Genomic DNA, 24,445 nt, shown 5'->3' on the forward strand with positions numbered 1-24,445 from the left:
CGTGAGGGTTCTCGCCGCGATGAGCGGCGGGGTCGACTCCGCGGTCGCCGCCGCGCTGGCCGTCGACGCCGGGCACGAGGTCACCGGCGTGCACCTGGCGCTGTCCCCGGACCGGCAGACCCTGCGCAGCGGCGCCCGCGGGTGCTGCAGCGTGGAGGACGCGCACGACGCCCGCCGGGTCGCCGACGAGCTCGGCATCCCGTTCTACGTCTGGGACCTCGCCGAGCGGTTCACCGAGGACGTCGTCGCGGACTTCGTCGCCGAGTACGCGGCCGGCCGCACGCCCAACCCCTGCCTGCGCTGCAACGAGCGGATCAAGTTCAGCGCGGTGCTCGACCGGGCCCGGGCGCTGGGCTTCGACGCGGTCGTCACCGGCCACCACGCCCGGCTGGCCGGCGGCGAGCTGCGCCGCTCGGCCGACGCGGCCAAGGACCAGTCCTACGTGCTCGCGGTGCTCACCGCCGGGCAGCTGGCCGGCGCGGTCTTCCCGCTCGGGTCGATGACCAAGCACCGGGTGCGGGAGATCGCGGCCGAGCGCGGCTTCGCCGTGGCCACGAAGGCCGACTCGCACGACATCTGCTTCATCCCCGACGGCGACACCCGCGGCTTCCTCGCCCGCCGGCTGGGGGAGCAGCCCGGGCCGCTGGTCGACGCGGCCACCGGCGCGACGGTGGGGGAGCACTCCGGCACCTACGGGTTCACCGTCGGCCAGCGCCGCGGCCTGGGCGTGAGCGTCGGGGACCAGCGGCCGCGCTACGTGCTCGGCATCGAGCCGGTCAGCCGCACCGTGACGATCGGCACCGCCGACCTCGCGGGCGTGACCGAGGTGCGCACCGGCCCGCCGACCTGGACCGGCGCCGCCCCCGGGCTGCCGCTGCGCGCCGAGGTCCAGCTGCGCGCGCACGGCACGGCGGTGCCCTGCACGGTCGACGGCGACGCCGGCGGCCTGGTCATCGCGCTCGACGAGGTGCAGCGCGGCGTGGCGCCGGGCCAGTCGGCAGTGCTCTACCTGCCCGACGCCGAGCGGGGGGACCTGGTCCTCGGCCAGGGCGCGGTCGTGGCCGCGGGCCGGCCGTGAGCGACCCGGACGACGCCCCGGTCTGGGGCCCGGCCACCGGCGTGGGCTCGCTGCCGGGCACCGACCCGGTCGAGGCGCTGCGGGTGGTCCTGGGCGAGCTGCCCGACCTGCCGCACCTGCCGGAGCTCCCCGGCCGGGGCGCCGGCGCCGACCTGCTCGGCCGCAGCGCGGCGCTGCTGGTCGACCTCGCCGTCGACCTGACCCCGGCCGGCTGGCGGCTGGTCCCGCGCAGCGGCGTGGACCAGCGCCGGGCCCGGGAGTTCCTCGCCCGGGACCTCGACGCGCTGCACGAGCTGGCCTCCGGCCTCACGGGCACGTTCAAGGTGCAGGCGGCCGGGCCGTGGACCCTGGCCGCCGGCCTGGAGCGGATGCGCGGCGACCGGGCGGTCGTCGACCCCGGCGCCCGCCGCGACCTGGGCCAGTCGCTGGCCGAGGGGGTCGCGGCGCACGTCGCGGAGGTGTCGGCGCGGGTCCCGGGCGCACGGGTGGTCGTGCAGCTGGACGAGCCCGGCGTGCCGGCCGTGATCCGCGGCGCGCTGCCGACGGCGAGCGGCTTCGGCAAGCTGCCGGCCGTCGAGGCGGGCGTGGTGGAGCAGGAGCTGGCGGCGGTCGTGTCCGCGCTGCCCGGGCCGGTGGTCGTGCACTGCTGCGCCGACCGGGCGCCGCTGGAGCTGTTCCGGGCCGCCGGCGCGGCCGCGGTCTCCCTCGACCACGGGCTGGTGCAGGACCTCGACGCCGTCGGCACGGCGGTCGACGCCGGGCTGCACCTGGTGCTGGGCGTCGTGCCCGGAACCGACGCCGTCCTGCCCGCCCCCAAGGCGACGGCGTCGCGGCTCCGAGCCTGGTGGGACGAGCTGGGGTTCGCCGCCGACGACCTGCCCGCGGCGGTCACGCTGGCGCCGGCGTGCGGCCTGGCGGGCGCCTCGCCGGCGTACGCGCGCGCGGCGATGACCCACGTCCGCGAGGCGGCCCGCTTCCTCCAGCCGGAGTAGCCACCCGATCGGGGCGAGGGCGCATCGCTGTCGGTGCCGCTGGATACGGTTCGCGGGTGAGCACGGACGCCGAGACCGACGCCCCTCAGGTCACCGCCGACGTCGACCGCGAGGACCTCACCGAGGTGCCCGACGAGGCGCGCACCCGGCACCGCGACCTCGCCGAGGAGCTCGACCGCTACGCCTTCGCCTACTACGTGCAGGACGCGCCGCTGGTCAGCGACGGCCAGTACGACGAGCTGATGGCCGAGCTCAGGGCGATCGAGGCCGCGCACCCCGCGCTGGTCACGCCCGACTCGCCGAGCCAGAAGGTCAACGGCGGGTTCACCGCCACGTTCGCCCCGGTGCAGCACCTGGAGCGGATGCAGAGCCTGGACAACGTCTTCAGCAGCGACGAGCTGTCGGCCTGGGCGGCCCGTGTCGAGCGCGACGCCGGCAGCGGCGTGAGCTGGCTGTGCGAGCTGAAGATCGACGGCCTGGCGGTCGCGCTGCTCTACGAGCGGGGCCGGCTGGTCCGCGCGGCCACCCGCGGCGACGGCGTCACCGGCGAGGACGTGACCGCCAACGTGCGCACGATGGCCGACGTCCCGCAGCAGCTGGCGGGGGAGGACGTCCCGGAGCGGCTCGAGGTCCGCGGCGAGATCTACTTCCCGGTCGAGGCCTTCGCCGACCTCAACGCCTCGATGGTCGAGCAGGGCAAGGCGCCGTTCGCCAACCCGCGCAACGCCGCGGCCGGGTCGCTGCGGCAGAAGGACCCGCGGGTGACCGCCTCGCGGCGGCTGCGGCTGATCGTGCACGGCCTCGGCGCGCACGACGGGTGGCAGCCGGAGCGGCAGTCGCAGGCCTACGCCCGGCTGCGCGAGCTCGGCCTGCCGACCAGCGAGCGGTTCGAGGTGGTCGACGACCTCGAGGGCGTGTGGGCCTACGTCGAGCGCTACCGCGAGCAGCGGCACTCGGTGGAGCACGAGATCGACGGTGTCGTGGTCAAGGTCGACCAGGTGGCGCTGCAGCGGCGGCTGGGCTCGACGTCGCGGGCGCCGCGCTGGGCGATCGCGTTCAAGTACCCGCCGGAGGAGGCGACGACCAAGCTGCTCGACATCCGGGTGAACGTCGGCCGCACCGGCCGGGTCACGCCGTTCGCCTACATGGAGCCGGTGAAGGTGGCCGGCTCGACCGTGCAGCTGGCCACGCTGCACAACGCCTCGGAGGTCGTGCGCAAGGGCGTGCTGATCGGCGACACCGTCGTCATCCGCAAGGCCGGCGACGTCATCCCCGAGGTGCTCGGCCCGGTGGTGGCGGCCCGCACGGGCGACGAGCGCGCGTTCGAGATGCCGACCCACTGCCCCGAGTGCGGCACCGAGCTGCGGCCGGAGAAGGAGGGCGACGCCGACATCCGCTGCCCCAACGCCCGGTCGTGCCCCGCGCAGCTGCGGGAGCGGGTCTTCCACGTCGCCGGCCGCGGCGCCTTCGACATCGAGAACCTCGGCTACGAGGCCTCCATCTCGCTGCTGCAGAGCGGCCTGCTCTCCGACGAGGGCGACCTGTTCTCCCTCGACGCGGAGAAGCTGCAGCGGTCGGACTTCTACACGAAGAAGGACGGCACGCTGTCGGCCAACGGGCAGAAGCTCCTGGCGAACCTGCAGACCCGCAAGGACGTGCCGCTGTGGCGGGTGCTGGTGGCGCTGTCGATCCGGCACGTCGGGCCGACCGCCGCGCAGGCGCTGGCCCGGGACTTCCGCTCGCTGGACCGGATCGCCGAGGCGACCGAGGAGGAGCTCGCCGCCGCCGACGGGGTGGGGCCCACCATCGCGCGGGCGGTCAAGGACTGGTTCGCCGTCGACTGGCACCGCGAGGTGGTCGAGAAGTGGCGGGCCGACGGCGTGCGGATGGCCGACGAGGGGGACGACGCCGGCCCCGGCCCGCTCACCGGCGTCACCGTCGTCGTCACCGGCTCGCTGCGGGACTTCAGCCGCGACCAGGCGATCGCCGCGATCCAGGAGCGCGGTGGCAAGGTCACCGGCTCGGTCAGCAAGAAGACCGGCTTCGTGGTGGTCGGGGCCGACCCGGGCAGCAAGTACGACAAGGCCGTGCAGGTGAAGGCGCCGATCCTCGACGACGACGGCTTCCGGGTGCTGCTCGACGAGGGGCCGGACGCCGCCCGCGCGGTCGCCACGATCGGCGACGGCGGCGAGCCCGCCTAGCCCCGGCGGACGCCCCCGCGGAGGAGCCGCCCGCCGAGGGCTGACCCGCCCGCCGGGTCAGCAGTCGAAGGCCGACCAGCACAGGTCGTTGCGCAGCCGCTGGTCGTCGAGGACCAGCGCCCGGATCGCCTCCGGCAGCCGGGACCGCTGCCACCGGCACTCGGCGCGTCCCGCCGCCCGCTCCGTGCCCGCCGGTGCGGCGGCCTGCACGGCCTTGACGGCGTAGGCGGCCGCGCCCAGCTCGTGCGCGGCGACGTGGGCGACGACCGCGGCCTGGCCGGCGGCGTAGGCGGCGTGCCGCGGCGCCCCGCGCAGGTCCCGGGCCGCGCCCATCGCGTGGCCGCCGGCCGCGCGCGCCTGCATCATCCCGAGCTCTCCCCGGGTCCAGGCGCGGGCGGCCTCGATCGCCGCGCGCGGCCGGCCGTCGCCGGGGCGCGCGGACTCGAACAGGCCGAGCACGTGCTCGGCGCACTCGGCCGCCCACAGGGCGAGCAGGTGGTGGTCGGGATCGGTCAGGCTGCCGCCCCGGCGGATCGTCACGAACCGGGGATCGCGGACCGGGGGCAGGATCACCGGTGGCGCCCGCGGGCCCGCGCCGGTGCGGGCGGAACGGTCACGCCGGGGGCAGGTGGGCGACGGTGGCGGCGATGCCGGCCAGGTGCACCAGCCGCAGCAGCTCCGACCGGCGGAACGCCGGCCCGCCCGATCGGCCGATGACGACCGCGGTGCGCGGCGACCCGAACGGCGTGGCCATCATCTCGATGGCCATCTCCCGCCAGCGCTCCGGCAGCCAGTCGTCCTCGCTCGGCAGCAGCCGCGGCGACTCCAGCGGCAGCCAGGGCAGCGCCATCCCGTCGAACGCCGGCGCGGCGTCGGAGGCGGCCAGCACCTCGCAGGCGCCGCCGTCCCCGGTCAGGACGGCGGCCCAGCCACTGGTGAACACGCGGGGGAGCTCGGCGGCCAGCAGCTTGACCGCGAGGGTGGGGGAGGGAGAGGACGACGTGGCGCGCGACAGCGCCTCCAGCAGCTCGAGCTCCCGGTGGGTGTCGAGGGTCCCGGAGAAGGGGCGCAGCGACTCCACCTCGACCCCCGGCACCGCGCGGGCGGCGGTGATCAGGCTGTCGGGCAGCCGGTCGGGCGGCAGGTCGATGACGATGTCGTCCACGGCGACCCCGCCGCCGCGCTCGAGCACGTCGACCGACACGATGTCGACCCCGGCGGTGCCGAGCGCCGTCGCGACGGCGCCGAGGATGCCGGGCCGGTCGGGGACGACCAGCCGCAGGAGATAGGACACGGTTCCTCCGGGCGTCCCACGGGTCGATCGTCGGTGATCGCAGACGCCGGTCAGCTTCCCCCATGCCCGCGCACCCGTCGAGCAGCGGGGGAGCGGCGTCGGCCACGCCGGCCACCGGGCGCGGCCCACGTACAGTGGCGGGGTTGGTTCCCGGTCCCGCACGTCCCCGCACCGCACGGTCCGGGCCGGCGTCGGGACGGCGCAGGAGTGGAGTCCCGCCCGAGCATGAGCACGCCGTCACCGCACGAATCCCTGGGACGCGACGACATCGCGCACCTCGCGCGGCTGTCCCGCCTCGCCCTCACCGACGAGGAGCTCGACCGCTTCGCCGGGCAGCTCGGCGCGGTGCTCGACGCGGTGGCGCAGGTGGGGAAGGCCGACGTCGCCGAGGTCGACCCGACGACGCACGCCGTGCCGCTGACCAACGTGCTCCGGGAGGACGTCGCCACCCCGAGCCTGCCGCGCGACGTCGTGCTCGCCGCCGCGCCCGCGGCCGAGGACGACCGCTTCCGCGTGCCGCGGATCCTGGGGGAGGACTGACATGGCCGAACTGACCGACCTCGACGCCGCCGAGCTCGGCCGGCGCCTGGGCGCCGGCGAGGTCTCCTCGGTGGAGGTCACCCGGGCCTACCTCGACCGGATCGAGGCCGAGGACGGCGCCGTCGGCGCCTACCTGCACGTCGACGCCGAGGCCGCCCTGCAGCGGGCCGCCGCGGTCGACGCCTCGCGGGCCGCCGGTGAGGAGCTGGGCCCGCTGGCCGGCCTGCCGGTCGCGCTCAAGGACGTCTTCGTCACCGAGGGCGTGCCCACCACCAGCGGCTCGAGGATCCTCGAGGGCTGGCGGCCGCCGTACGACGCGACGGTGGCCCGGCACCTCAAGGACGCCGGCACGGTCCTGCTGGGCAAGACCAACATGGACGAGTTCGCCATGGGCAGCTCGACCGAGAACTCCGCCTACCGGGTCACCCGCAACCCGTGGGACCTCGCCCGGATCCCCGGCGGCTCCTCGGGCGGGTCGTCGGCGGCCGTCGCCGGCGGGCTGGCCCCGTGGGCCCTGGGCACCGACACCGGCGGCTCGATCCGCCAGCCGGCCGCCGTCACCGGCCTGGTGGGGCACAAGCCGACCTACGGCTCGGTCTCCCGCTACGGCCTGATCGCGTTCTCCTCGAGCCTGGACCAGGCCGGCCCGATGGCCCGCACGGTGCTCGACGCCGCCGTCCTGCACGAGGCCATCGGCGGCCACGACCCGCGCGACTCCACGAGCATCGACGCGCCGCTGCCGCCGCTGGCCGAGTGCGCCCGCCGGGGTGCGGCCGGTGACCTGAAGGGGCTGCGCGTCGGCGTCGTCCGCGAGCTGGGCGGGGAGGGTCACACCGACGGCTACGAGGAGGGCGTGCTCGCCCGCGTCGCCGAGGCGATCCAGCTGGTCGAGGGCATGGGCGCCGAGGTCCGCGAGGTGTCCTGCCCGAGCTTCGACCTGGCGCTGCCGGCGTACTACCTGATCGCGCCGAGCGAGGCCTCGTCCAACCTGGCGCGCTTCGAGGGCATGCGCTTCGGCATCCGCGTGGCCGACGACGGGCAGCACGACCTCGACGAGGTCATGGCGCTGACCCGCGAGCAGGGCTTCGGGCCCGAGGTGAAGCGCCGCATCATCCTCGGCACCTACGCGCTGTCGGCGGGCTACTACGACGCCTACTACGGCCAGGCCCAGAAGGTGCGCACGCTCATCACCCGCGACTTCACCGCGGCCTTCGGCGACGTCGACGTGCTGGTCAGCCCGACCACCCCGACCGTCGCGTTCCCGCTGGGCACCCGCGTGGACGACCCGCTGGCCATGTACGCCGCCGACCTGTGCACCCTGCCGGCGAGCCTGGCGGGCCTGCCGGCCACCTCCGTGCCGGTCGGCCTGTCCGAGGGGCTGCCGGTCGGGCTCCAGATCATGGCGCCGGCGCTGGCCGACGACCGCTGCTACTCGCTGGCCGCAGCGGTGGAGGCCGCGCTGGACAGCGCCCGCGGGCACCGCTTCCTGGACCAGCTGCCGACCCGGGCCGGTGCGGCGTGAACGGGCCGCTCAAGGCCGCCTGGGCGCTGACCGCGTTCGTCGTCCTGGCGGGTGCGGTGCTCTGGATCGTCAGCGGCAAGGCCGTCTTCGCCGTCTTCATCGTCCTCGGACTGCTCACCGGGGCCGGCGCCTGGGTCACCGGCCGGTCCCTCCCGAAGGGGGACACCACACCGTGACCACGACCCAGACGGGCGACCGCCTCGTGGACCTCGACGAGGTCCTGACCCGCTACGAGCCCGTCATCGGCCTGGAGACCCACGTCGAGCTGGGCACCGCCTCGAAGATGTTCTGCGGCTGCGCCACCACCTTCGGCGCCGAGCCCAACACGCAGACCTGCCCGGTCTGCCTCGGGCTGCCGGGCTCGCTGCCGGTCGCCAACGCCGCCGCGGTCGAGCACACCATCCGCATCGGCCTGGCGCTGGGCTGCCGGATCGCCGGCTGGTCCCGGTTCGCGCGGAAGAACTACTTCTACCCGGACATCCCCAAGGGCTTCCAGACCAGCCAGTACGACGAGCCGCTGTGCACCGCCGGGCACCTGGACGTCGAGGTCGACGGCGAGACCTACCGGGTGGAGATCGAGCGCGTGCACCTGGAGGAGGACACCGGCAAGAACCTGCACGTCGGTGGCTCGACCGGGCGCATCCACGGCGCCGACCACTCGCTGGTCGACTTCAACCGCGCCGGCATCCCGCTCGTCGAGATCGTCACCCGGCCCATCCCCGGCGCCGGCGCCAAGGCCCCCGAGGTCGCCCGCGCGTACGTGACCGAGCTGCGCGAGATCGTGCAGGCCCTCGGCGCCTCCGACGTCCGCATGGAGCAGGGCAGCCTGCGCTGCGACGTGAACACCTCGCTGGCGCCGATCGGCAGCCTGGAGTGGGGCACCCGCACCGAGACCAAGAACGTGAACTCGCTGCGGTCGGTCGAGCGCGCGGTGCGCTACGAGATGCGCCGGCAGGCCGCCGTCCTGGACGCCGGCGGGCGGGTGCTGCAGGAGACCCGGCACTTCCACGAGGACACCGGCAGCACCTCGCCGGGCCGGAGCAAGGAGGAGGCGACCGACTACCGGTACTTCCCCGAGCCCGACCTCGTGCCGCTGGCGCCGGACGCCGAGTGGGTCGAGAAGCTCGCCGCCGGCCTGCCCGAGCTGCCCGCCGCCCGGCGCGCCCGGCTCCAGCAGGAGTGGGGGCTGTCGGCCACCGAGATGGCGTGGCTGGTCAACGCCGGCGCGCTCGGGCTGGTGGCCGACACCGTGGCCGCCGGCGCGACCCCGGCCGACGCGCGCAAGTGGTGGCTGGGCGAGCTGGCCCGGCGCGCCAACGACGCCGGCGTGGAGCTGGGGGAGCTCGCCGTCACCCCGCGCCAGGTCGCGGAGCTGACCGCGCTGGTCGCCGAGGGTACGGTCAACGACCAGCTCGCCCGGCAGACCCTCGACGGCGTGCTGGCCGGCGAGGGCGACCCGCGGCAGGTCGTGGAGTCCCGCGGCCTGGCCGTGATGGGCGAGTCCGACGAGCTGGTCGCAGCCGTGGAGGCGGCGATCGCCGGTGCCCCCGACGTCGTCGAGAAGGTCCGCGGCGGCAAGGTGCAGGCCCTCGGCGCGCTGGTCGGGGCGGTCATGAAGGCCACCCGGGGCAAGGCCGACGCGGCCACCGTGAAGCGCATGCTCGAGGAGCGCGTCGTCGGTTAGCGCGGGCCGTGCCCGGTGGCGGACCCCGGAGGGGTCCCCGCCGGGTGCGGCGGTCGTGGCTCAGCGCTGCCGGGGGACGGCACCTGGCCGCGGTGCGGTCCGGGAGGACCGCGATGTCAGAGCGGGGACTCCTCGCCGCTGGCGCCGGGCGGCAGGATCCGCAGCACCTTGTCGTCGTCCTCGGCGGGCTGGCCGAGGCCGTCGCGGTTGGACGTCGTGATCCACAGCGCGCCGGTCTGCGGCTCCAGGACGACGGTGCGCAGCCGGCCGTACTGGTCGGGGAGCAGCTCCTCGGGCTCGGCGACCGGCGCGCCGCTGCCGTCGAGGGTGACCGAGTAGAGGCGCCGGCCGTCCAGGGCGCCCAGGTGGATCGTCGGCCCGGCGACGGCGCACCCGGCCAGGCCGCCGACGGCGCCGTCGACCTCCTGCACCGGCGGCGTCGAGCCGCTGCGCTCGGTGGGGAAGCCGGCATCGGCGCCCTCGACCACCTCGGTGAGCTCGTCGGCGCGGTCGCCGGCGTCGTCGGTGGCGTAGAGCGACTCGTCGCCGCCGAGGCACAGCGCGGTCACGTTGCTGAAGCCGCTGCCGTACACGGGGCCGTCGCCGACCGGCTGGCCGAACACGTCGACGCGCAGCACCTTCCCGGCCAGCGAGGCCGGGTCCTGGGCCAGCGCCGGGTTGCCGGTGTCGCCGGTGCCCACGTACAGCGAGCCGTCGAGGCCGAACAGCAGCGCGCCGCCGTTGCGCACCTCGCCGCGGGGGATGCCGGTGAGCACCGCGTTCGGGGTGCCGCCGCTGATCGGGAAACGGACCACCCGGTTGTCCGTCGCGGTGGTCAGGTAGGCGTAGACGAGCCCGTCCTCGTCGAAGGTGGGGGACAGCGCCAGGCCGTAGAGGCCGCCGTCGCCGGCGGTGTCGACCCCGGGCACCACCATGACCTCCCGCGCCGGCGACCGGTCGGGGAAGACCTGCAGCAGCCGGCCGGTCTCCCGCTCGGCCACCAGGGCGGTGCCGTCGGGGAGCAGGACCAGGCCGGTGGGCACGTCCAGCCCGCTCGCGACGACGTTCGGGTCCTGCGCGTCCTCGCCGGGCTGGCCGGACGGCGGTCCGGACGGCGGCGGCGGCACCTGCCCCTCGGTCGGCGGGGCGACCTGCGGGGGCGCGCCCTCGGGCAGCGGCCGCCACTCGCCGGTCGGCTCGTAGCCGCCGTCGTCCCCGCAGCCGGCCACCACGGCGGCCAGGAGCAGCGCACCGGCCAGCCGGGACGCCCGTCGTCCGCGCTCCCGCCTCACCCCTCAGACAGTACGTGCGCTCCGGGCGCCCGGGGGGCCGCCGGTCAGCGGCGCGGCGGGGCCGGGACGTCGATCCGGCCGCCGGACAGCGCTGCCAGCCGCGGCAGGTCGCGGGCCCGCAGCACCGGCAGGCGCACCTGCGTGCCGCGGGTGGTGACCAGCCACAGCGAGGCGCGGTCGCCCACGCGGATGCCGGCGAGCTCGCCCCACGGCACCCGGCGCGCGCCCACCACGGAGCGGGCCGTGAGGCCGTCGTCGTCGATGTCCACGCCGACCCGCAGCACCCACGCGGCGGCGGACAGCGGGAGCAGCAGGAAGACCGCCGTCCACGCCGCGGAGGCGGCCAGCGGCAGGACGCAGACGAACAGCACGAGGACGGGGACCAGCGCGGTGCGGCTCATGCGCAGGCGGACGGGGGCGGCCACGCCTGCCGATGATCCCAGACCCGCTCAGCCGGTGAGCCGCCCCAGCCGTGCGGCCGTCTCGCTGCCCGGGGCGGCGGTGTAGACGACGAGCTGCACGCCCGGGGCGTCGGCCGGGGTCAGCTGGTGGTGCTCCAGCAGCAGCGTGCCGACCGCCGGGTGCTCGAACCGCCGCTCGCCCGCGCTGAACCGGTCGACGTCGCGGCTGGCCCAGCCGGCGCGGAAGTGCTCGCTGGCCGCCTCCAGCCGGGCCACCAGGGCGACCACCTCGGGGTCGCTGAGCCGGGCACCGGCCTCGGCGCGGAACTGGGTGAGGAACCGGCGGCTGTCGGTCTCCCAGTCCCCGAGCAGCGCGCGGACCACGGGGTCGGTGAAGACCAGCCACAGCAGGTTGCGGTCGGCCGGCGCGGCGGTCGCGACGCCCGGGTAGAAGCGCGCGTAGGCGGCGTTCCACCCGACGATCGCCCAGCTCGCGGTGATCGCGTAGGCGGGGGAGGGGGCCAGGGCGTCGAGCAGCCGCTGCAGGTGCGCCGGCAGCCCGTCGGGAGCCGACGACGGCGCCGGCGCCCCGTGCCCGGTCAGCCGCAGCACGTACTCGTGCTCGGCGGCCGACAGCCGCAGCGTGCGGGCCAGCGCGTCGACGACCTGGCGCGAGGGGTTGATGTCGCGGCCCTGCTCCAGCCACGTGTACCAGGTGTGGCTCACCCCGGAGAGCAGCGCGACCTCCTCCCGCCGCAGCCCCGGCCGGCGGCGGGCGCCGACCACCGGCATGCCCGCCGTCGCCGGGTCGACCTGCTGGCGGCGGGAGCGCAGGAACGCGCCGAGCTCGCGGCGGGCGGGGCTGGTCACGCGGCGTCGTCCTCCCCGGAGACTGGTGGTGGCAGTACCAGTATCAGCGCTGTCTCGGCCCGGCCCGGCCCCGCGCCTACCATCGCTCACCGTGACCACGGTCGAGACACAGCCCACCGTCAACGACGCCACCGCGGCCGGCGTCGACGTCAAGCCCCGCAGCCGCGAGGTGACCGACGGCATCACCAAGGCGCCCGCCCGCGCCATGCTGCGCGCGGTCGGCATGGGCGACGACGACTGGGAGAAGCCGCAGATCGGCGTCGCCTCGTCCTGGAACGAGATCACCCCCTGCAACCTCTCCCTGGACCGGCTGGCCAAGCGGGCCAAGGAGGGGGTGCACGCCGCCGGCGGCTACCCGCTGGAGTTCGGCACCATCTCGGTCTCCGACGGCATCTCCATGGGCCACGAGGGCATGCGCGCCTCGCTGGTCTCGCGCGAGGTCATCGCCGACTCCGTCGAGACGGTCATGTTCGCCGAGCGGCTCGACGGCTCGGTGCTGCTCGCCGGCTGCGACAAGTCCCTGCCCGGCATGCTCATGGCCGCTGCCCGGCTCGACCTGGCCGCCGTCTTCCTCTACTCCGGCTCGACCCTGCCGGGGAAGCTCGGTGACCGGGACCTCACGCTCATCGACGTCTTCGAGGGTGTCGGGGCCTGCGCCGCCGGCAGGATCAGCCGGGACGAGCTGACGGCGATCGAGAAGGCCGCCTGCCCCGGCATGGGCTCCTGCGGCGGCATGTACACCGCCAACACCATGGCCAGCGTCGCCGAGGCCCTGGGCATGAGCCTGCCCGGCAGCGCCGCCCCGCCGGCCCCCGACAGCCGCCGCGACGCGTTCGCCGTCGCCTCCGGCGAGGCCGTGGTCAACCTGCTGCGCAAGGGCATCACCGCCCGGCAGATCATGACCCGCGAGGCGTTCGAGAACGCGATCACCGTGGTCATGGCCCTGGGCGGCTCCACCAACGCGGTCCTGCACCTGCTGGCGATGGCGCACGAGGCGCAGGTCGAGCTGACCCTCGAGGACTTCAACCGGATCGGCGACCGCACCCCGCACCTGGCCGACGTGAAGCCCTTCGGCCGCTTCGTCATGACCGACATCGACCGGGTCGGCGGCGTGCCCGTCGTCCTGCGGGCGTTGCTGGACGCCGGCCTGCTGCACGGCGACGCGCTGACCGTGACCGGCAAGACCATGGCCGAGAACCTGGCCGAGATCGCCCCGCCGGACCTCGACGGCACGATCGTGCACGCGATGAGCGACCCGATCCACAAGACCGGCGGCCTCACCATCCTGCGCGGCTCGCTCTCGCCGGACGGCGCGGTCGTGAAGTCCGCCGGCTTCGACGCCGAGGTCTTCGAGGGCACCGCGCGCGTGTTCGACGGCGAGCAGGGCGCGATGGACGCCGTCACCGAGGGCACGCTCAGGCCCAACGACGTCGTCGTCATCCGCTACGAGGGCCCCCGGGGCGGCCCGGGCATGCGGGAGATGCTCGCCGTCACCGGCGCCATCAAGGGCGCGGGCCTGGGCAAGGACGTCCTGCTGCTCACCGACGGCCGGTTCTCCGGCGGCACCACCGGCCTGTGCGTCGGGCACATCGCCCCGGAGGCCACCGACGGCGGGCCCATCGCCTTCGTGCAGGACGGCGACCGGATCCGGCTGGACCTCCGGACCCGGACCCTCGACCTGCTGGTGGACGACGAGGAGCTCGCCCGCCGGCGGGAGGGCTGGCAGCCGCTGCCCCCGCGCTACACCACCGGCGTCCTGGGCAAGTACGCCAAGCTCGTCGGCTCGGCCGCCACCGGCGCGATCTGCGGCTGAACCCGGGTGCGCTGACCCGCGCGGGCGGGCGCACCCCCAAGGGGTGAGCCCGCCCGCGCCGGGCTCCAGCCCGCCTCCCGCACCGCCGAAGGCTGCGGTGTGGACAGGCAGAGGTGGGCCCTGCTCGCGGGGGCCGGTGCGGCGCTCGCGGCGTGCGCCGTCGCCGCGGTCCTGCCCTCGCTCGCCCGCGTCGGCGACGTGGCGGTGGCTGCGGCCGGCGTCGGCGCGGCCGCCTGGATCGCCCGCGTGGCCTGGCACTCCCAGGAGGGAGCCCGCGGCTGGCGGCTGATGGTGGCGGCGACGCTGTTCCCCGTCGCCGCGTTCGCCGCCTACCTGCTGGCGGCTCCCACCGACCCGCTCGACACCGTGCTGCTGCGCTGGGTGCCCACGGTGCCCGGCTACGTGCTCGCCGTCGCCGCGCTGCTGACCCTGGTGCCCCGCGAGCGGCTGCGCAGCGGCGCCCGCGGGGTCGTGGAGGTGACGCTCTTCGGCGCCGCCTGCCTGACCGGCATGCAGCTGCTCGTCTTCGGCTCCCAGGGCACCTGGGCGGCCACCCCGGTCCCCGGCCGCCTCGTCCTGGTCGCCGCGGTCGTGGCCACCTCGGCGGTGCTCGTGGCCGCCCTCGTGCTGCTCGCCGCCGTGGAGAGCCACCGCCAGCCCACGGCCCTGGTCGTGCTGGGCGCCGCGATGGCCCTCACCGCTGGCCGCGGCCTGGCCACCTCGGCGACGCTCGACGGCCTCGACGGCGCCCTCACCGCCAGCCGCTTCCTCGTCGTCGCCGGCCTGGCGCTGCTCTCGCTGGCCGCCACGATGGACCCCGGCCCCGGCCGCGGCCCCGGGACGAGCCCGCGCACCGGCCGCTCGGTCCGGCTGGGCTCGGTCCTGCCGCACCTGGCGATGCTCGTCGCCGTCCTCGGCGTCGGCATCACCGCCCTGTGCGGCGTCCGGCCCACGACCGCGGCGGTCGTCGGCGCCGTCCTGTGCGTCGGCCTGGCCGGTGTGCACCGCTGGGTCACCGCGCTGGACGAGGCCCGCATGAGCACCCGGATCCTGCGCAGCGAGGCCTGGTTCCGCTCGCTCGTGCGCTCCAGCAGCGACCCCGTGCTGATCCTGGACGACGCCCTGCGCGTCACCTGGGCCTCGCCCACGGTCTCCCGCCTGCTCGGCGACGGGGTCCCGCTCACCGGCCGCGACCTGCTCACCGTCACCCACCCCGCGGACGTGCTGCCCGTGGCGCGCGCCCTGCACCCCGCCGTCCCCGGCGAGCCCGCCGGCGCGCTGGTCACCCTGCGGCTGCCGCACGCCGACGGCACCTGGCGCCACGTCGAGGCCGGCGTGTCCGACCTGCGCGGCGACGCCGAGGTCCGCGGGCTGGTGCTGCACTGCCGCGACGTCACCGAGCGCCACCGCCGGGAGCGGGCCCTCGAGGACCTCGCCTTCACCGACCCCGCCACCGGGCTGCCCAACCGGGCCGGCTGCGACCGGCTGATCGAGCAGCGGCTGGCCGTCCCGGGCGCCGAGCCGACGACGCTGCTGCTGGTCGAGGTCGACGGCCTGGCCGGGGTCCGCGAGGACGCCGGGCGCGACCTGGCCTCCTCGGTCCTGGTCGAGCTGGCCCGTCGCCTGCGCGTCACCGTCCGCGGCGACGAGCCGGTGGCCCGGCTGGGCGGCGACGCCTTCGCCGTCCTCGCCGCCGGCGACCCCCGGGCCGGCGACCTGCTGGCCGACCGCTGCCTGTCGGCGGTCGAGCAGCCCCTCGCCACCGCGGCCGGCGTCTACGACCTCACCGCCGACATCGGCCTGGTGCCGCTGGAGCCCGGCCTGTCGCTGGGCGAGGTCTGGGCCCGCGCCGAGATCGCCGTCCGCGCCGCCCGCGGGGCCGGGCGCGGGAACGCGCGCCGGTTCGAGCCCGCCCTGGGCGCGGCCGACGAGCGGCGGGCGCGGCTGCGCGAGGACCTGCCCGGCGCCTGCGCCCGCGGCGAGCTGACCGTGGCCTACCAGCCGGTCGTCTCCCTCGAGGAGCAGCGGGTCGTGGGCGTCGAGGCGCTGCTGCGCTGGCGCCACCCCGAGCTGGGCGACGTCCCGCCGGCGGAGTTCGTGCCCATCGCCGAGCGCGCCGGCGTGATCGGCGAGCTCCAGCGCTGGGCGCTGGAGCAGGCCGCCCGCGCGGCCGTCGCCCTGCCCGTCGGGCACGCGCCGCTGCGGCTGGGGGTCAACATCTCCGCCTCCCACGTGGCCGCCCGCACGCTGGTGGGGGACGTCGCCGCGGTGCTCCAGTGCACCGGCCTGGCACCCGAGCGGCTCATCCTCGAGATCACCGAGGCGACCCTGGTGGCCGACACCGAGGCGATCGCCGTCGACGTCGAGGCGTTGCGGCTCATGGGCGTGCACGTGGCCCTCGACGACTTCGGCACCGGTCACTCCTCGCTGGCCCACCTCGGCGCGCTGCCCATCGACGTCCTCAAGCTCGACCGCGACTTCGTCGCCCGCGTCGACCGGCACCCGCGCAGCCGCGCGCTGTGCGAGTCGGTCATCGCGATCGGCCGTGCCCTCGGCCTCGACGTGGTCGCCGAGGGCGTGGAGACCCCCGCCCAGCTCGGCGTCCTGCGGGGGCTCGGGTGCGGCTTCGCCCAGGGCTTCCTGCTCAGCCGGCCGCTGCGGCTGACCGAGCTCACCCAGCTGCTGGAGTCCGGCGCGGGCACGCTGTGGCCCGGACTGGTCGGCACCCGGTGACCGCCGCCCCCGGCCGCCCGCGCGGCGCCGCGCCCACCGGCGGCCTGCTCGTCCTGCTCGCCGCCGCCTGCGCCGTCCTGGAGCTCTCCGGCACCGCGCAGGGGCCGCGGCTGGTCTCCGTCTGCCTCGCGCTCGCCTCGGTCGCCGGCGCCGTCCAGCTGTCCCGTGTGGCCGGCGCCCTGCCCGGCCGGTCCGGGCGGCCGTGGCGCGCGCTGGCCGCCGCGGCCGCGCTGCTCGCGGTGGGCCAGGCGCTCGCCACCGTCCGGGCCGGTGCCCCCGGTCCGGAGGGCGGGCCGGAGGACCTGCCCATGCTGCTGGCCGTGCCCGTCGCGGTCGCCGGCGCGGTGTGGCTGCTGCCGCGGCGAGCCGCCCGGCGGGTCGGCTCCCGGGTGCTGCTCGACGGCGTCATCGTGACCGTGTCGCTGGCGGTGCTGGGCAACGTCGTCCTCGGTGACCTGTTCGCCTCCGGCACCGCTGCGGCGCAGCAGCTGATCTCGGTCGGCTACCCGCTCATCGGCGCCGCCCTGTGCGGCATCGGACTGGTCCCCGTGACCGCCGTGGCCGAGCCGCGGCGGACCGCGGCCACCTGGCTGCTGGTGTCCTTCTCCGCGATGGCGGTCGTCGCCGTCGGCGGCGCCCTGGGCCGCACCACGGGGGCCGTGCTGCCCAACCTGCTCAGCGAGCTGGCGTGGATGGGCATGCTCGGCGCCGCCGTCCTCGGGGCGGCCGCGGACCCGGGGGAGCCGGCCGGCCCCCCGGCGCACCGCACGCTCCCGCTGCGCGGCGGGCTGGCCGCGCTGGCCGCCGCCGGCGTGCTGCTGGCCGCCCTCACCGGCGGCGCCGCGCTCGGCCGGCCGGTCACCGCGGCCGAGGCGACCGGGGGCCTGGCCGTCGTCGGCCTGATGTCGGTGCGCACCCTGCTGTGGGCGCTGGACGCCCACCGCCTGACCCGGCGGCTGCAGAACGCCGAGCGCCGCTTCCGCGCCCTGGTGCACAGCGGCGACGCCGTCACCCTCGTGCTCGACGCCACCGGCCGGGTCACCTGGGCCTCCGGCGCCGTGGCCGCCCAGCTCGGCTGGCACGCCGACGAGCTGGGCGGGCGCCCGCTCGCCGCCCTCCTGCACGTCTCCTCCCGGGCCTCGCTGGCCCGGCTGGCCGCCGCCGTCCGCACCGGCTCGGCGGTGGAGCTCCCGGTGACGGTGCGGCTGGGCGCGCGCTCCGGCGCGTGGCGCGACGTCGAGGTCCTCGGTGCGGCCCCCGACCGGGACGCCGGCAGCCTGGTGCTGCACCTGCGCGACGTCACCGAGCGCAGCACCACCCAGCGCGAGCTCGAGCGGCTGGCCTACACCGACTTCCTCACCGGGCTGCCCAACCGGGCGCGGCTCATGGCCGCCCTGGACGACGCCATCACCCGCGCCGAGGGCGGCGCCCGCTCCTGCCTGCTCCTGCTGGACCTCGACGGCTTCAAGTCGGTCAACGACGTGGCCGGGCACGACGCCGGCGACGCGCTCCTGCGGGAGGTCGCCGCGCACCTGTCCGGTGCGGCCCGCGAGCGCGACCTCGTGGCCCGCCTCGGCGGCGACGAGTTCGCCCTGGTCGTCGACTCCGGGCCGGAGGAGGCGCTGGCGCTGGCCGAGCGGCTGGTTCGCGGCCTGGACCGGACCCACCGGTTCCCCAGCGGCCCGGCCGGCCCGGGCGGGGAGCCCGCGGACGGGCCTCCGCTGCACGTCTCGGCCAGCATCGGCGTCGCCGAGATCGGCCGGCACGGCGACGCCTCGGCGACGATGCGCGAGGCCGACCTGGCCCTGCGGACCGCCAAGGCCGACGGCAAGAACGGCGTCCGGGCCTGCGGGCAGGCGCTGGTCGAGGAGACCGGACGGCGCAGCCGGCTGGCCCGCGACCTGCCGCTGGCCCTGGAGCGCGGCGAGCTGCGGGTCGTCTACCAGCCCGTGGCCGGCGTCGCCGAGCGCCGGGTGCTGGGCCTGGAGGCCCTGGTGCGCTGGGAGCACCCCGAGCTGGGGTCGGTCTCGCCGGAGGAGTTCGTCGGCCTCGCCGAGGAGGACGGGCTCATCGTGCCGCTGCAGCGCTGGGTCATCCGGACCGCCACCGCCGACCACGCCCGGCTCGTCGCCGGCGGCCGGGACCTGCGGCTGGCCGTCAACGTCTCCGCGCTGCACGTGCAGGCCCGCTGCCTGGTCGAGGACATCGCCTCCGCGCTGGCCGCCGCCGGCCTCCCCGCCGACCGGCTGATGATCGAGCTCACCGAGTCGGTGTTCACCGACGACGCGGACCTGCTGCGCAGCACGCTGGCCGAGCTGTCCGAGCTGGGCTGCGTCGTCTCCCTCGACGACTTCGGCCGCGGCGCCTCCTCGCTCACCCAGCTGGCCCGCCTGCCGGTCGACGTCCTCAAGATGGACCGCGGCTTCGTCACCGGCATCGACGCCGACCCGCGCCGGGCCGCGCTCGTCGCCGGCGTCGTCGACCTGGGCCGCACGCTCGGCATGGACATCGTCGCCGAGGGCGTGGAGACGCCGGCCGAGCTGGCCGCCCTCCGCTCGCTGGGCTGCCGCTTCCTGCAGGGCTGGCTGATCGGCCGCCCGGTGCCCGCCGCCGCGCTGCCGGACCTCGTCGACGGGTTCGACCCGGCGGTCCTCGACGGGCCCCCGGCCGGCCCGCCGCAGCGCGGGGACGTGTCCCACGCCACGCACGACACCGTCCACCTGGCGGGACAGCTCGGTTGACGGGGAGGGCGGCGGAGGCGCACAGTTGTCCCGTGCCCTCCGCCTGCCCGCAGCTCGTAGTCGCCTAGCGCGTCGGTCGTCCGACCGACGCGCTCACCCCTCCGTGCCCGCGGCACGAGGGGTTTTTTTGCGCCCCGAGCAGGCGGCACGGCCTGCTCCCCGGCCCCCCACTCGACCCGCCCGTCCCGCCTCACCCAGGCCCCGCCAGGAGATCGCCGTCATGAGCAGCACCACCCCGAGCGAGCAACCGACCCGCGACGCCGCCGCCGCGCTGGCCGGCGTCGAGACCGGCGCCCGCTCGGTCGCCGAGGCCGCACACGCGCCCCTGCAGGGCATCACCGGGGCGCAGAGCCTGGTGCGGTCCCTCGAGGCGGTCGGCGTCGAGGTCGCCTTCGGGATCCCGGGCGGGGCGATCCTGCCGCTGTACGACCCGCTGTTCGACTCCCGGATCCGCCACGTGCTCGTCCGGCACGAGCAGGGCGCCGGGCACGCGGCCACCGGCTACGCGCAGGCCACCGGCCGGGTCGGGGTGTGCATGGCGACCTCGGGCCCCGGCGCCACCAACCTGGTCACCCCGCTGGCCGACGCCTACATGGACTCGGTCCCGGTCGTGGCGATCACCGGCCAGGTGCCCAGCGGCGCCATCGGCACGGACGCCTTCCAGGAGGCCGACATCCGCGGCATCACGATGCCGGTCACCAAGCACAACTTCCTGGTCACCTCCGCCGACGAGATCCCGCAGCGGATCGCCGAGGCCTTCCACCTGGCCTCGACCGGGCGGCCAGGCCCCGTGCTGGTCGACGTCCCCAAGGACGTCCTGCAGGCGACGACCGACTTCTCCTGGCCGCCGCGGCTGGACCTGCCCGGCTACAAGCCGACCACCCGGCCGCACGGCAAGCAGGTGCGCGAGGCCGCCGCGCTGATCGCCGCCGCGAGCCGGCCGGTGCTCTACGTCGGCGGCGGTGTCATCAAGGCCGGCGCCACCGGGGAGCTGGCCGAGCTGGCCCACCTGACCGGCGCGCCGGTGGTCACCACGCTGATGGCCCGCGGCGCGTTCCCCGACAGCGACCGCCAGCACCTGGGCATGCCCGGCATGCACGGCACCGTCGCCGCGGTCACCTCGCTGCAGAAGGCCGACCTGATCGTCGCCCTCGGCGCCCGCTTCGACGACCGGGTCACCGGCAACCTCGCCTCCTTCGCCCCCGAGGCCAAGGTCGTGCACGCCGACATCGACCCGGCCGAGATCGGCAAGAACCGCAAGGCCGACGTGCCGATCGTCGGCGACGCCAAGGAGACGATCGCCGAGCTGGTCGCCGCCGTCCGCGCCGAGCACGAGGCCGGCCGCACGCCCGACCTGGCCGCCTGGTGGGCGCAGCTGGACGACTGGCGCACCCGCTACCCGCTCGGCTACGACTGGCCCGAGGACGGCTCGCTGTCCCCGCAGTACGTCATCGAGCGGCTGGGCGCGATCGCCGGGCCGGACGCGATCTACACCTCCGGCGTCGGCCAGCACCAGATGTGGGCCGCCCAGTTCATCCGGTACGAGAAGCCGGGCACCTGGCTCAACAGCGGCGGCCTCGGGACGATGGGCTACGCCGTCCCCGCCGCGATGGGCGCCAAGTACGGCCGCCCGGAGACGACGGTGTGGGCCATCGACGGCGACGGCTGCTTCCAGATGACCAACCAGGAGCTGGCCACCTGCGCCATCGAGGGCATCCCGGTCAAGGTCGCCGTCATCAACAACGGCAACCTCGGCATGGTGCGCCAGTGGCAGACGCTCTTCTACGAGGGCCGCTACTCCAACACCAAGCTGCACCCGGTCGACGACAAGGGCGAGCGCAAGCCGGTCCGCATCCCCGACTTCGTCGCGCTGGCCGAGGCGCTGGGCTGCGTCGGGCTGCGGTGCGAGTCCAAGGACGACGTGGACGCCGTCATCGAGAAGGCCATGGCGATCACCGACGCCCCCGTCGTGATCGACTTCGTCGTCGGCGCGGACGCCCAGGTGTGGCCGATGGTCGCCGCCGGCGCCAGCAACGACGACATCCTCGCCGCGCGCGACCTGCGCCCGGTCTTCGGCGACGACCAGGTCTGAGGGAGACGACAGCCATGACCCGCCACACCCTGTCGGTCCTCGTCGAGAACAAGTCCGGCGTCCTGGCCCGCGTCTCGGCGCTGTTCAGCCGCCGCGGGTTCAACATCGAGTCGCTCGCCGTCGGGCCGACCGAGAACCCGGACCTGTCCCGGATGACCATCGTCGTCGACGCCGAGTCCGCGCCGCTGGAGCAGATCACCAAGCAGCTGAACAAGCTAATCGAGGTGATCAAGATCGTGGAGCTCGAGGGCGACGCCGCCGTCCAGCGCGAGCTGCTGCTGGTCAAGGTCCGCGCGCCCATGGCCGACCGCACGCAGGTGCTGCAGACCGCCGACCTCTTCCGGGCCCGCGTCATCGACGTGAACACCGACACCGTGACCCTCGAGGCGACCGGGACGCCGGACAAGCTGCAGGCTCTGCTCGCCGTGCTGGCCCCCCTCGGGATCAAGGAGATGGCCCAGTCGGGCACCGTCGCCCTGGGCCGGGGTCCGCGGTCGATGTCGGGCGCCGGTACCTTGCGCCCGGTCGACCGCACCGCCTGAGGAAGGACCCCCGTGCCCCCCGCCGCTCGCCAGCTCGCGGCGGGCCACTGCACGAGGGCCACCACGCCTCGCCCACGCAGAGAACCAACCGAAGGAGTACGCACCGCATGGCCGCCGAGATCTTCTACGACGACGACGCCGACCTGTCGATCATCCAGGGGCGCACCGTCGCCGTCCTGGGGTACGGCAGCCAGGGGCACGCGCACGCGCTGTCACTGCGCGACTCGGGCGTCGACGTCCGCGTCGGGCTGCCCGAGGGCAGCAAGAGCCGGGCCAAGGCCGAGGCCGAGGGGCTGCGGGTCGTCACCCCGGCCGAGGCTGCCGCCGAGGCCGACCTGATCATGATCCTCGCGCCCGACCACGTGCAGCGGAACCTGTACAAGGAGTCGGTCGAGCCCAACCTGCAGGACGGCGACGCGCTGTTCTTCGGCCACGGCTTCAACATCCGGTTCGGCTACATCAAGCCCCCGGCCGGCGTCGACGTCGCGATGGTCGCCCCCAAGGGCCCGGGTCACCTGGTGCGCCGCGAGTTCTCCGACGGCAAGGGCGTGCCCTGCCTGGTCGCCGTCGAGCAGGACGCCAGCGGCACCGCGCTGCAGCTGGCGCTCTCCTACGCCAAGGGCATCGGCGGCACCCGCGCCGGCGTCATCAAGACGACGTTCGCCGAGGAGACCGAGACCGACCTGTTCGGCGAGCAGGCCGTGCTCTGCGGTGGCGCCAGCGCGCTGATCACCGCCGGGTTCGAGACCCTCACCGAGGCCGGTTACCAGCCCGAGGTCGCCTACTTCGAGTGCCTGCACGAGCTGAAGCTGATCGTCGACCTCATGTACGAGGGCGGCATCGCCAAGCAGCGCTGGTCGGTGTCGGACACCGCCGAGTACGGCGACTACACCTCCGGCCCCAAGGTGATCGACGAGCACGTCAAGGACGCCATGAAGGACGTCCTGGCGCGGATCAAGGACGGCTCGTGGGCGGCGGACTTCATCGCCGACCAGGACGCCGGCGCGCCGGACTTCAAGCGCCGCCGGGCCGAGGCCGAGGCGCACCCGATCGAGGAGACCGGGCGCAAGCTGCGCGGCCTGATGAGCTGGGTGTCGGCCTCCGACGACTACACCGGCACCGCCGCCCGCAACTGAGCGGGACCCCACGCGACGAGGCCCCCGCTGCTCACGCGAGCAGCGGGGGCCTCGTGCGTCAGGCGGGGTGCCTCACCAGCCGGCGGCCTGGTACTTCGGCGAGGGGCCCCAGCGGTTCGGGCCGCGCTCGCCGTCGGTGGCCCACCAGACGATCAGCACGATGATGCCGACCAGCGGGATGAAGGCGAGCAGCTGCCACCACCCGGAGCGGCCGGTGTCGTGCAGCCGCCGGGCACCGACGGCGATGCCCGGGATCAGCAGCCCGAGCCCGACCACGATCTGCAGGATCGGGAACCCGAGGACCGCGTCGATGATGCTGGCGACGATCGAGACGACGACGTTGAACAGGTAGAACCACCAGAACTCGGAGCGGCGGGCCCGGCCGGTGAAGGTGGCGTACTGCGTCAGGACGCTGCGGACGGCGTCGGGCATGCCCATGGTCGGCGGCGCCGCCGGGCCGTACCCGTAGGACGGCGCGGGCGTGTAGCCGGGATACCCCTGCTGGCCGGGGTACCCCTGCTGGCCGGGGTACCCCTGCTGGCCGGGGGGCGGCCCCTGCGGCTGGCCGCCGGGCGGGGGGTGGCCGCCGGGCGGGGGATAGGTCGGGTCGGACATCGGGGGGCGGTCCTCCTGGGACGGGCGGGCCCCGGCCACGCGGCCGGTCAGCCGCGCAGCCTAGGGGGCGCAGGTCAGCGGCGGGGCGGAGCGCCGCCTCACCGGCCGCGGCGGGCGCGCTCGGCGCCGAACCAGGCCGCGGCCTGCCGGTTCGACAGCAGCACCACGATGAGGATCGAGCCCACCAGGCCGATCAAGCCGAGCACCAGGCCGCCGCCGCCCTCGTCCTGGACCGACCCGACGCCGCCGAGGAACACCAGGCCGGTGAAGCCGATCGCGATGGACCCGGCCACGATCAGCATCACGCGACTGCGGCCGGTCAGGGCCCACACCGAGCCCCAGATGGTGATGACCGTCCAGGCCAGCGCCAGGGCGCCGAGGGCGAAGAAGACGCCGGCCGCCGCGCCGAGGAAGTCACCGAGACCCGGCAGCACGTCCTCGGCCTCGTCCCGGTTCCCGCCGGCGACGGCGGCGACCGCGAGGAAGCTGATGGTGACCAGCACGCCCAGCGCGCCCCAGACGAACCCCAGCACCGCGGCCGCGACGACGCCGCCGGGGCGCGCCACGGCCTGACCGCCGTACTGCCCGTACGGCCCGTACTGGCCGTACGGCGAGCCCGCCGGCAGCTGGCCGTAGGGCTGGGCCGCCTGCTGCGCGTACCCCGAGGGCTCGACGCCGTACTGCTGCCCGTACTGCGGCTGGTCGTACGGGGTCTGCCCGTACTGCGGCTGGTCGTACGGGGTCTGCCCGTACTGCGGCTGGTCGTACGGGGTCTGCCCGTACTGCGGCTGCCCGTACGGGGGCTGCTGCTGCCCGTAGGGGGAGGGCGAGTGCGGGCCGGTGGGCCGGTCCTCGTCTGGCGCGCTGCTCATGGTGCCTCCGTCCGACGCCGGCGGCGC

Annotated in this window: 20 protein-coding genes; 13 read left to right on the forward strand and 7 right to left on the reverse strand. The window is 75.9% G+C overall.

Annotation, left to right across the window (positions count from 1 at the left end; translation table 11 throughout):
- Position 1: 1 nt before the first annotated feature.
- The 3 genes from mnmA to ligA are packed head-to-tail and all read left to right on the forward strand — an operon-like array spanning position 2 to position 4,271.
- Complete coding sequence (gene mnmA, locus ACI8AX_RS00945) at positions 2 to 1,078, forward strand: tRNA 2-thiouridine(34) synthase MnmA (RefSeq protein WP_456547909.1); 1,077 nt, start codon at positions 2 to 4, stop codon at positions 1,076 to 1,078.
- Positions 1,075 to 2,070, forward strand: coding sequence for a methionine synthase (locus ACI8AX_RS00950; RefSeq protein WP_456547910.1), 996 nt, complete (start codon positions 1,075 to 1,077; stop codon positions 2,068 to 2,070). The genes mnmA and ACI8AX_RS00950 overlap by 4 nt, the downstream gene beginning before the upstream one ends.
- Positions 2,071 to 2,126: 56 nt before the next feature.
- On the forward strand, positions 2,127 to 4,271 hold the full coding sequence (ligA, locus tag ACI8AX_RS00955; RefSeq protein ID WP_456547911.1) for an NAD-dependent DNA ligase LigA: 2,145 nt from the start codon (positions 2,127 to 2,129) through the stop codon (positions 4,269 to 4,271).
- Between the two features lie 57 nt (positions 4,272 to 4,328).
- Here ligA and ACI8AX_RS00960 read toward each other — a convergent pair whose 3' ends face one another.
- Both ACI8AX_RS00960 and ACI8AX_RS00965 read right to left on the reverse strand, forming a co-directional pair.
- On the reverse strand, positions 4,329 to 4,811 hold the full coding sequence (locus tag ACI8AX_RS00960) for a putative immunity protein (RefSeq protein ID WP_456547912.1): 483 nt from the start codon (positions 4,809 to 4,811) through the stop codon (positions 4,329 to 4,331).
- Between the two features lie 73 nt (positions 4,812 to 4,884).
- A complete protein-coding gene (locus ACI8AX_RS00965) occupies positions 4,885 to 5,565 on the reverse strand; it encodes an ACT domain-containing protein (RefSeq protein WP_456547913.1) in 681 nt (226 codons plus the stop codon).
- A gap of 225 nt (positions 5,566 to 5,790) precedes the next feature.
- Between ACI8AX_RS00965 and gatC the strand changes: the two genes are divergently transcribed.
- Genes gatC through gatB form a run of 4 tightly spaced genes read left to right on the forward strand, consistent with a single transcriptional unit; the run spans position 5,791 to position 9,311 of the window.
- Positions 5,791 to 6,105: an Asp-tRNA(Asn)/Glu-tRNA(Gln) amidotransferase subunit GatC gene (gatC, locus tag ACI8AX_RS00970; protein WP_456547914.1), complete on the forward strand. Its 315-nt coding sequence runs from the start codon at positions 5,791 to 5,793 to the stop codon at positions 6,103 to 6,105.
- 1 nt (position 6,106) lies between these two features.
- Positions 6,107 to 7,627 (forward strand): Asp-tRNA(Asn)/Glu-tRNA(Gln) amidotransferase subunit GatA, encoded by a 1,521-nt coding sequence (gene gatA, locus ACI8AX_RS00975; RefSeq protein WP_456547915.1) that lies wholly within the window; start codon positions 6,107 to 6,109, stop codon positions 7,625 to 7,627.
- On the forward strand, positions 7,624 to 7,803 hold the full coding sequence (locus tag ACI8AX_RS00980) for a hypothetical protein (protein WP_456547916.1): 180 nt from the start codon (positions 7,624 to 7,626) through the stop codon (positions 7,801 to 7,803). The genes gatA and ACI8AX_RS00980 overlap by 4 nt, the downstream gene beginning before the upstream one ends.
- On the forward strand, positions 7,800 to 9,311 hold the full coding sequence (gatB, locus tag ACI8AX_RS00985) for an Asp-tRNA(Asn)/Glu-tRNA(Gln) amidotransferase subunit GatB (protein WP_456547917.1): 1,512 nt from the start codon (positions 7,800 to 7,802) through the stop codon (positions 9,309 to 9,311). The genes ACI8AX_RS00980 and gatB overlap by 4 nt, the downstream gene beginning before the upstream one ends.
- 116 nt (positions 9,312 to 9,427) lie before the next feature.
- On the opposite strand, the gene ACI8AX_RS00990 is transcribed toward gatB, so the two are convergent.
- From ACI8AX_RS00990 to ACI8AX_RS01000, 3 genes are read right to left on the reverse strand one after another with little or no spacing between them, the layout of a single operon-like run.
- Positions 9,428 to 10,603: a PQQ-dependent sugar dehydrogenase gene (locus tag ACI8AX_RS00990; RefSeq protein ID WP_456547918.1), complete on the reverse strand. Its 1,176-nt coding sequence runs from the start codon at positions 10,601 to 10,603 to the stop codon at positions 9,428 to 9,430.
- Between the two features lie 44 nt (positions 10,604 to 10,647).
- Entirely contained in the window at positions 10,648 to 11,028 is a 381-nt protein-coding gene (locus ACI8AX_RS00995) for a PH domain-containing protein (protein WP_456547919.1), read from the reverse strand.
- A 24-nt stretch (positions 11,029 to 11,052) separates the two neighbouring features.
- Positions 11,053 to 11,874 carry a helix-turn-helix transcriptional regulator gene (locus tag ACI8AX_RS01000; protein WP_456547920.1) on the reverse strand — a complete coding sequence of 274 codons (822 nt, stop codon included), beginning with the start codon at positions 11,872 to 11,874 and terminating at the stop codon, positions 11,053 to 11,055.
- Between the two features lie 91 nt (positions 11,875 to 11,965).
- Between ACI8AX_RS01000 and ilvD the strand changes: the two genes are divergently transcribed.
- From ilvD to ilvC, 6 genes are all read left to right on the forward strand, one after another.
- On the forward strand, positions 11,966 to 13,687 hold the full coding sequence (gene ilvD, locus ACI8AX_RS01005) for a dihydroxy-acid dehydratase (RefSeq protein ID WP_456547921.1): 1,722 nt from the start codon (positions 11,966 to 11,968) through the stop codon (positions 13,685 to 13,687).
- Positions 13,688 to 13,786: 99 nt separating this feature from the next.
- Entirely contained in the window at positions 13,787 to 16,420 is a 2,634-nt protein-coding gene (locus ACI8AX_RS01010) for a putative bifunctional diguanylate cyclase/phosphodiesterase (RefSeq protein WP_456547922.1), read from the forward strand.
- A complete protein-coding gene (locus ACI8AX_RS01015) occupies positions 16,417 to 19,161 on the forward strand; it encodes a putative bifunctional diguanylate cyclase/phosphodiesterase (RefSeq protein WP_456547923.1) in 2,745 nt (914 codons plus the stop codon). The genes ACI8AX_RS01010 and ACI8AX_RS01015 overlap by 4 nt, the downstream gene beginning before the upstream one ends.
- Positions 19,162 to 19,381: 220 nt before the next feature.
- On the forward strand, positions 19,382 to 21,253 hold the full coding sequence (locus ACI8AX_RS01020; protein WP_456547924.1) for an acetolactate synthase large subunit: 1,872 nt from the start codon (positions 19,382 to 19,384) through the stop codon (positions 21,251 to 21,253).
- A 14-nt stretch (positions 21,254 to 21,267) separates the two neighbouring features.
- Positions 21,268 to 21,795: an acetolactate synthase small subunit gene (gene ilvN / locus ACI8AX_RS01025; protein WP_456547925.1), complete on the forward strand. Its 528-nt coding sequence runs from the start codon at positions 21,268 to 21,270 to the stop codon at positions 21,793 to 21,795.
- Positions 21,796 to 21,902: 107 nt separating this feature from the next.
- Complete coding sequence (gene ilvC, locus ACI8AX_RS01030) at positions 21,903 to 22,931, forward strand: ketol-acid reductoisomerase (protein ID WP_456547926.1); 1,029 nt, start codon at positions 21,903 to 21,905, stop codon at positions 22,929 to 22,931.
- Between the two features lie 72 nt (positions 22,932 to 23,003).
- On the opposite strand, the gene ACI8AX_RS01035 is transcribed toward ilvC, so the two are convergent.
- Together ACI8AX_RS01035 and ACI8AX_RS01040 are read right to left on the reverse strand one after the other, a co-directional pair.
- Positions 23,004 to 23,546, reverse strand: coding sequence for a DUF805 domain-containing protein (locus ACI8AX_RS01035; RefSeq protein ID WP_456547927.1), 543 nt, complete (start codon positions 23,544 to 23,546; stop codon positions 23,004 to 23,006).
- A 98-nt stretch (positions 23,547 to 23,644) separates the two neighbouring features.
- Positions 23,645 to 24,418, reverse strand: coding sequence for a hypothetical protein (locus ACI8AX_RS01040; protein ID WP_456547928.1), 774 nt, complete (start codon positions 24,416 to 24,418; stop codon positions 23,645 to 23,647).
- Positions 24,419 to 24,445 lie beyond the last annotated feature (27 nt).

The sequence above is a fragment of the Blastococcus sp. SYSU D00813 genome, assembly GCF_054050735.1.

What these genes read in the sequence shown, in the direction of transcription:
- gatC (WP_456547914.1), top strand. Translation starts at nt 5,791, where the DNA reads ATGAGCACGCCGTCACCGCACGAATCCCTGGGACGCGACGACATCGCG.
- gatA (WP_456547915.1), top strand. Translation starts at nt 6,107, where the DNA reads ATGGCCGAACTGACCGACCTCGACGCCGCCGAGCTCGGCCGGCGCCTG.
- ACI8AX_RS01020 (WP_456547924.1), top strand. Translation starts at nt 19,382, where the DNA reads ATGAGCAGCACCACCCCGAGCGAGCAACCGACCCGCGACGCCGCCGCC.
- ilvN (WP_456547925.1), top strand. Translation starts at nt 21,268, where the DNA reads ATGACCCGCCACACCCTGTCGGTCCTCGTCGAGAACAAGTCCGGCGTC.
- ilvC (WP_456547926.1), top strand. Translation starts at nt 21,903, where the DNA reads ATGGCCGCCGAGATCTTCTACGACGACGACGCCGACCTGTCGATCATC.
- ACI8AX_RS01035 (WP_456547927.1), bottom strand. Translation starts at nt 23,546, where the DNA reads ATGTCCGACCCGACCTATCCCCCGCCCGGCGGCCACCCCCCGCCCGGC.
- ACI8AX_RS01040 (WP_456547928.1), bottom strand. Translation starts at nt 24,418, where the DNA reads ATGAGCAGCGCGCCAGACGAGGACCGGCCCACCGGCCCGCACTCGCCC.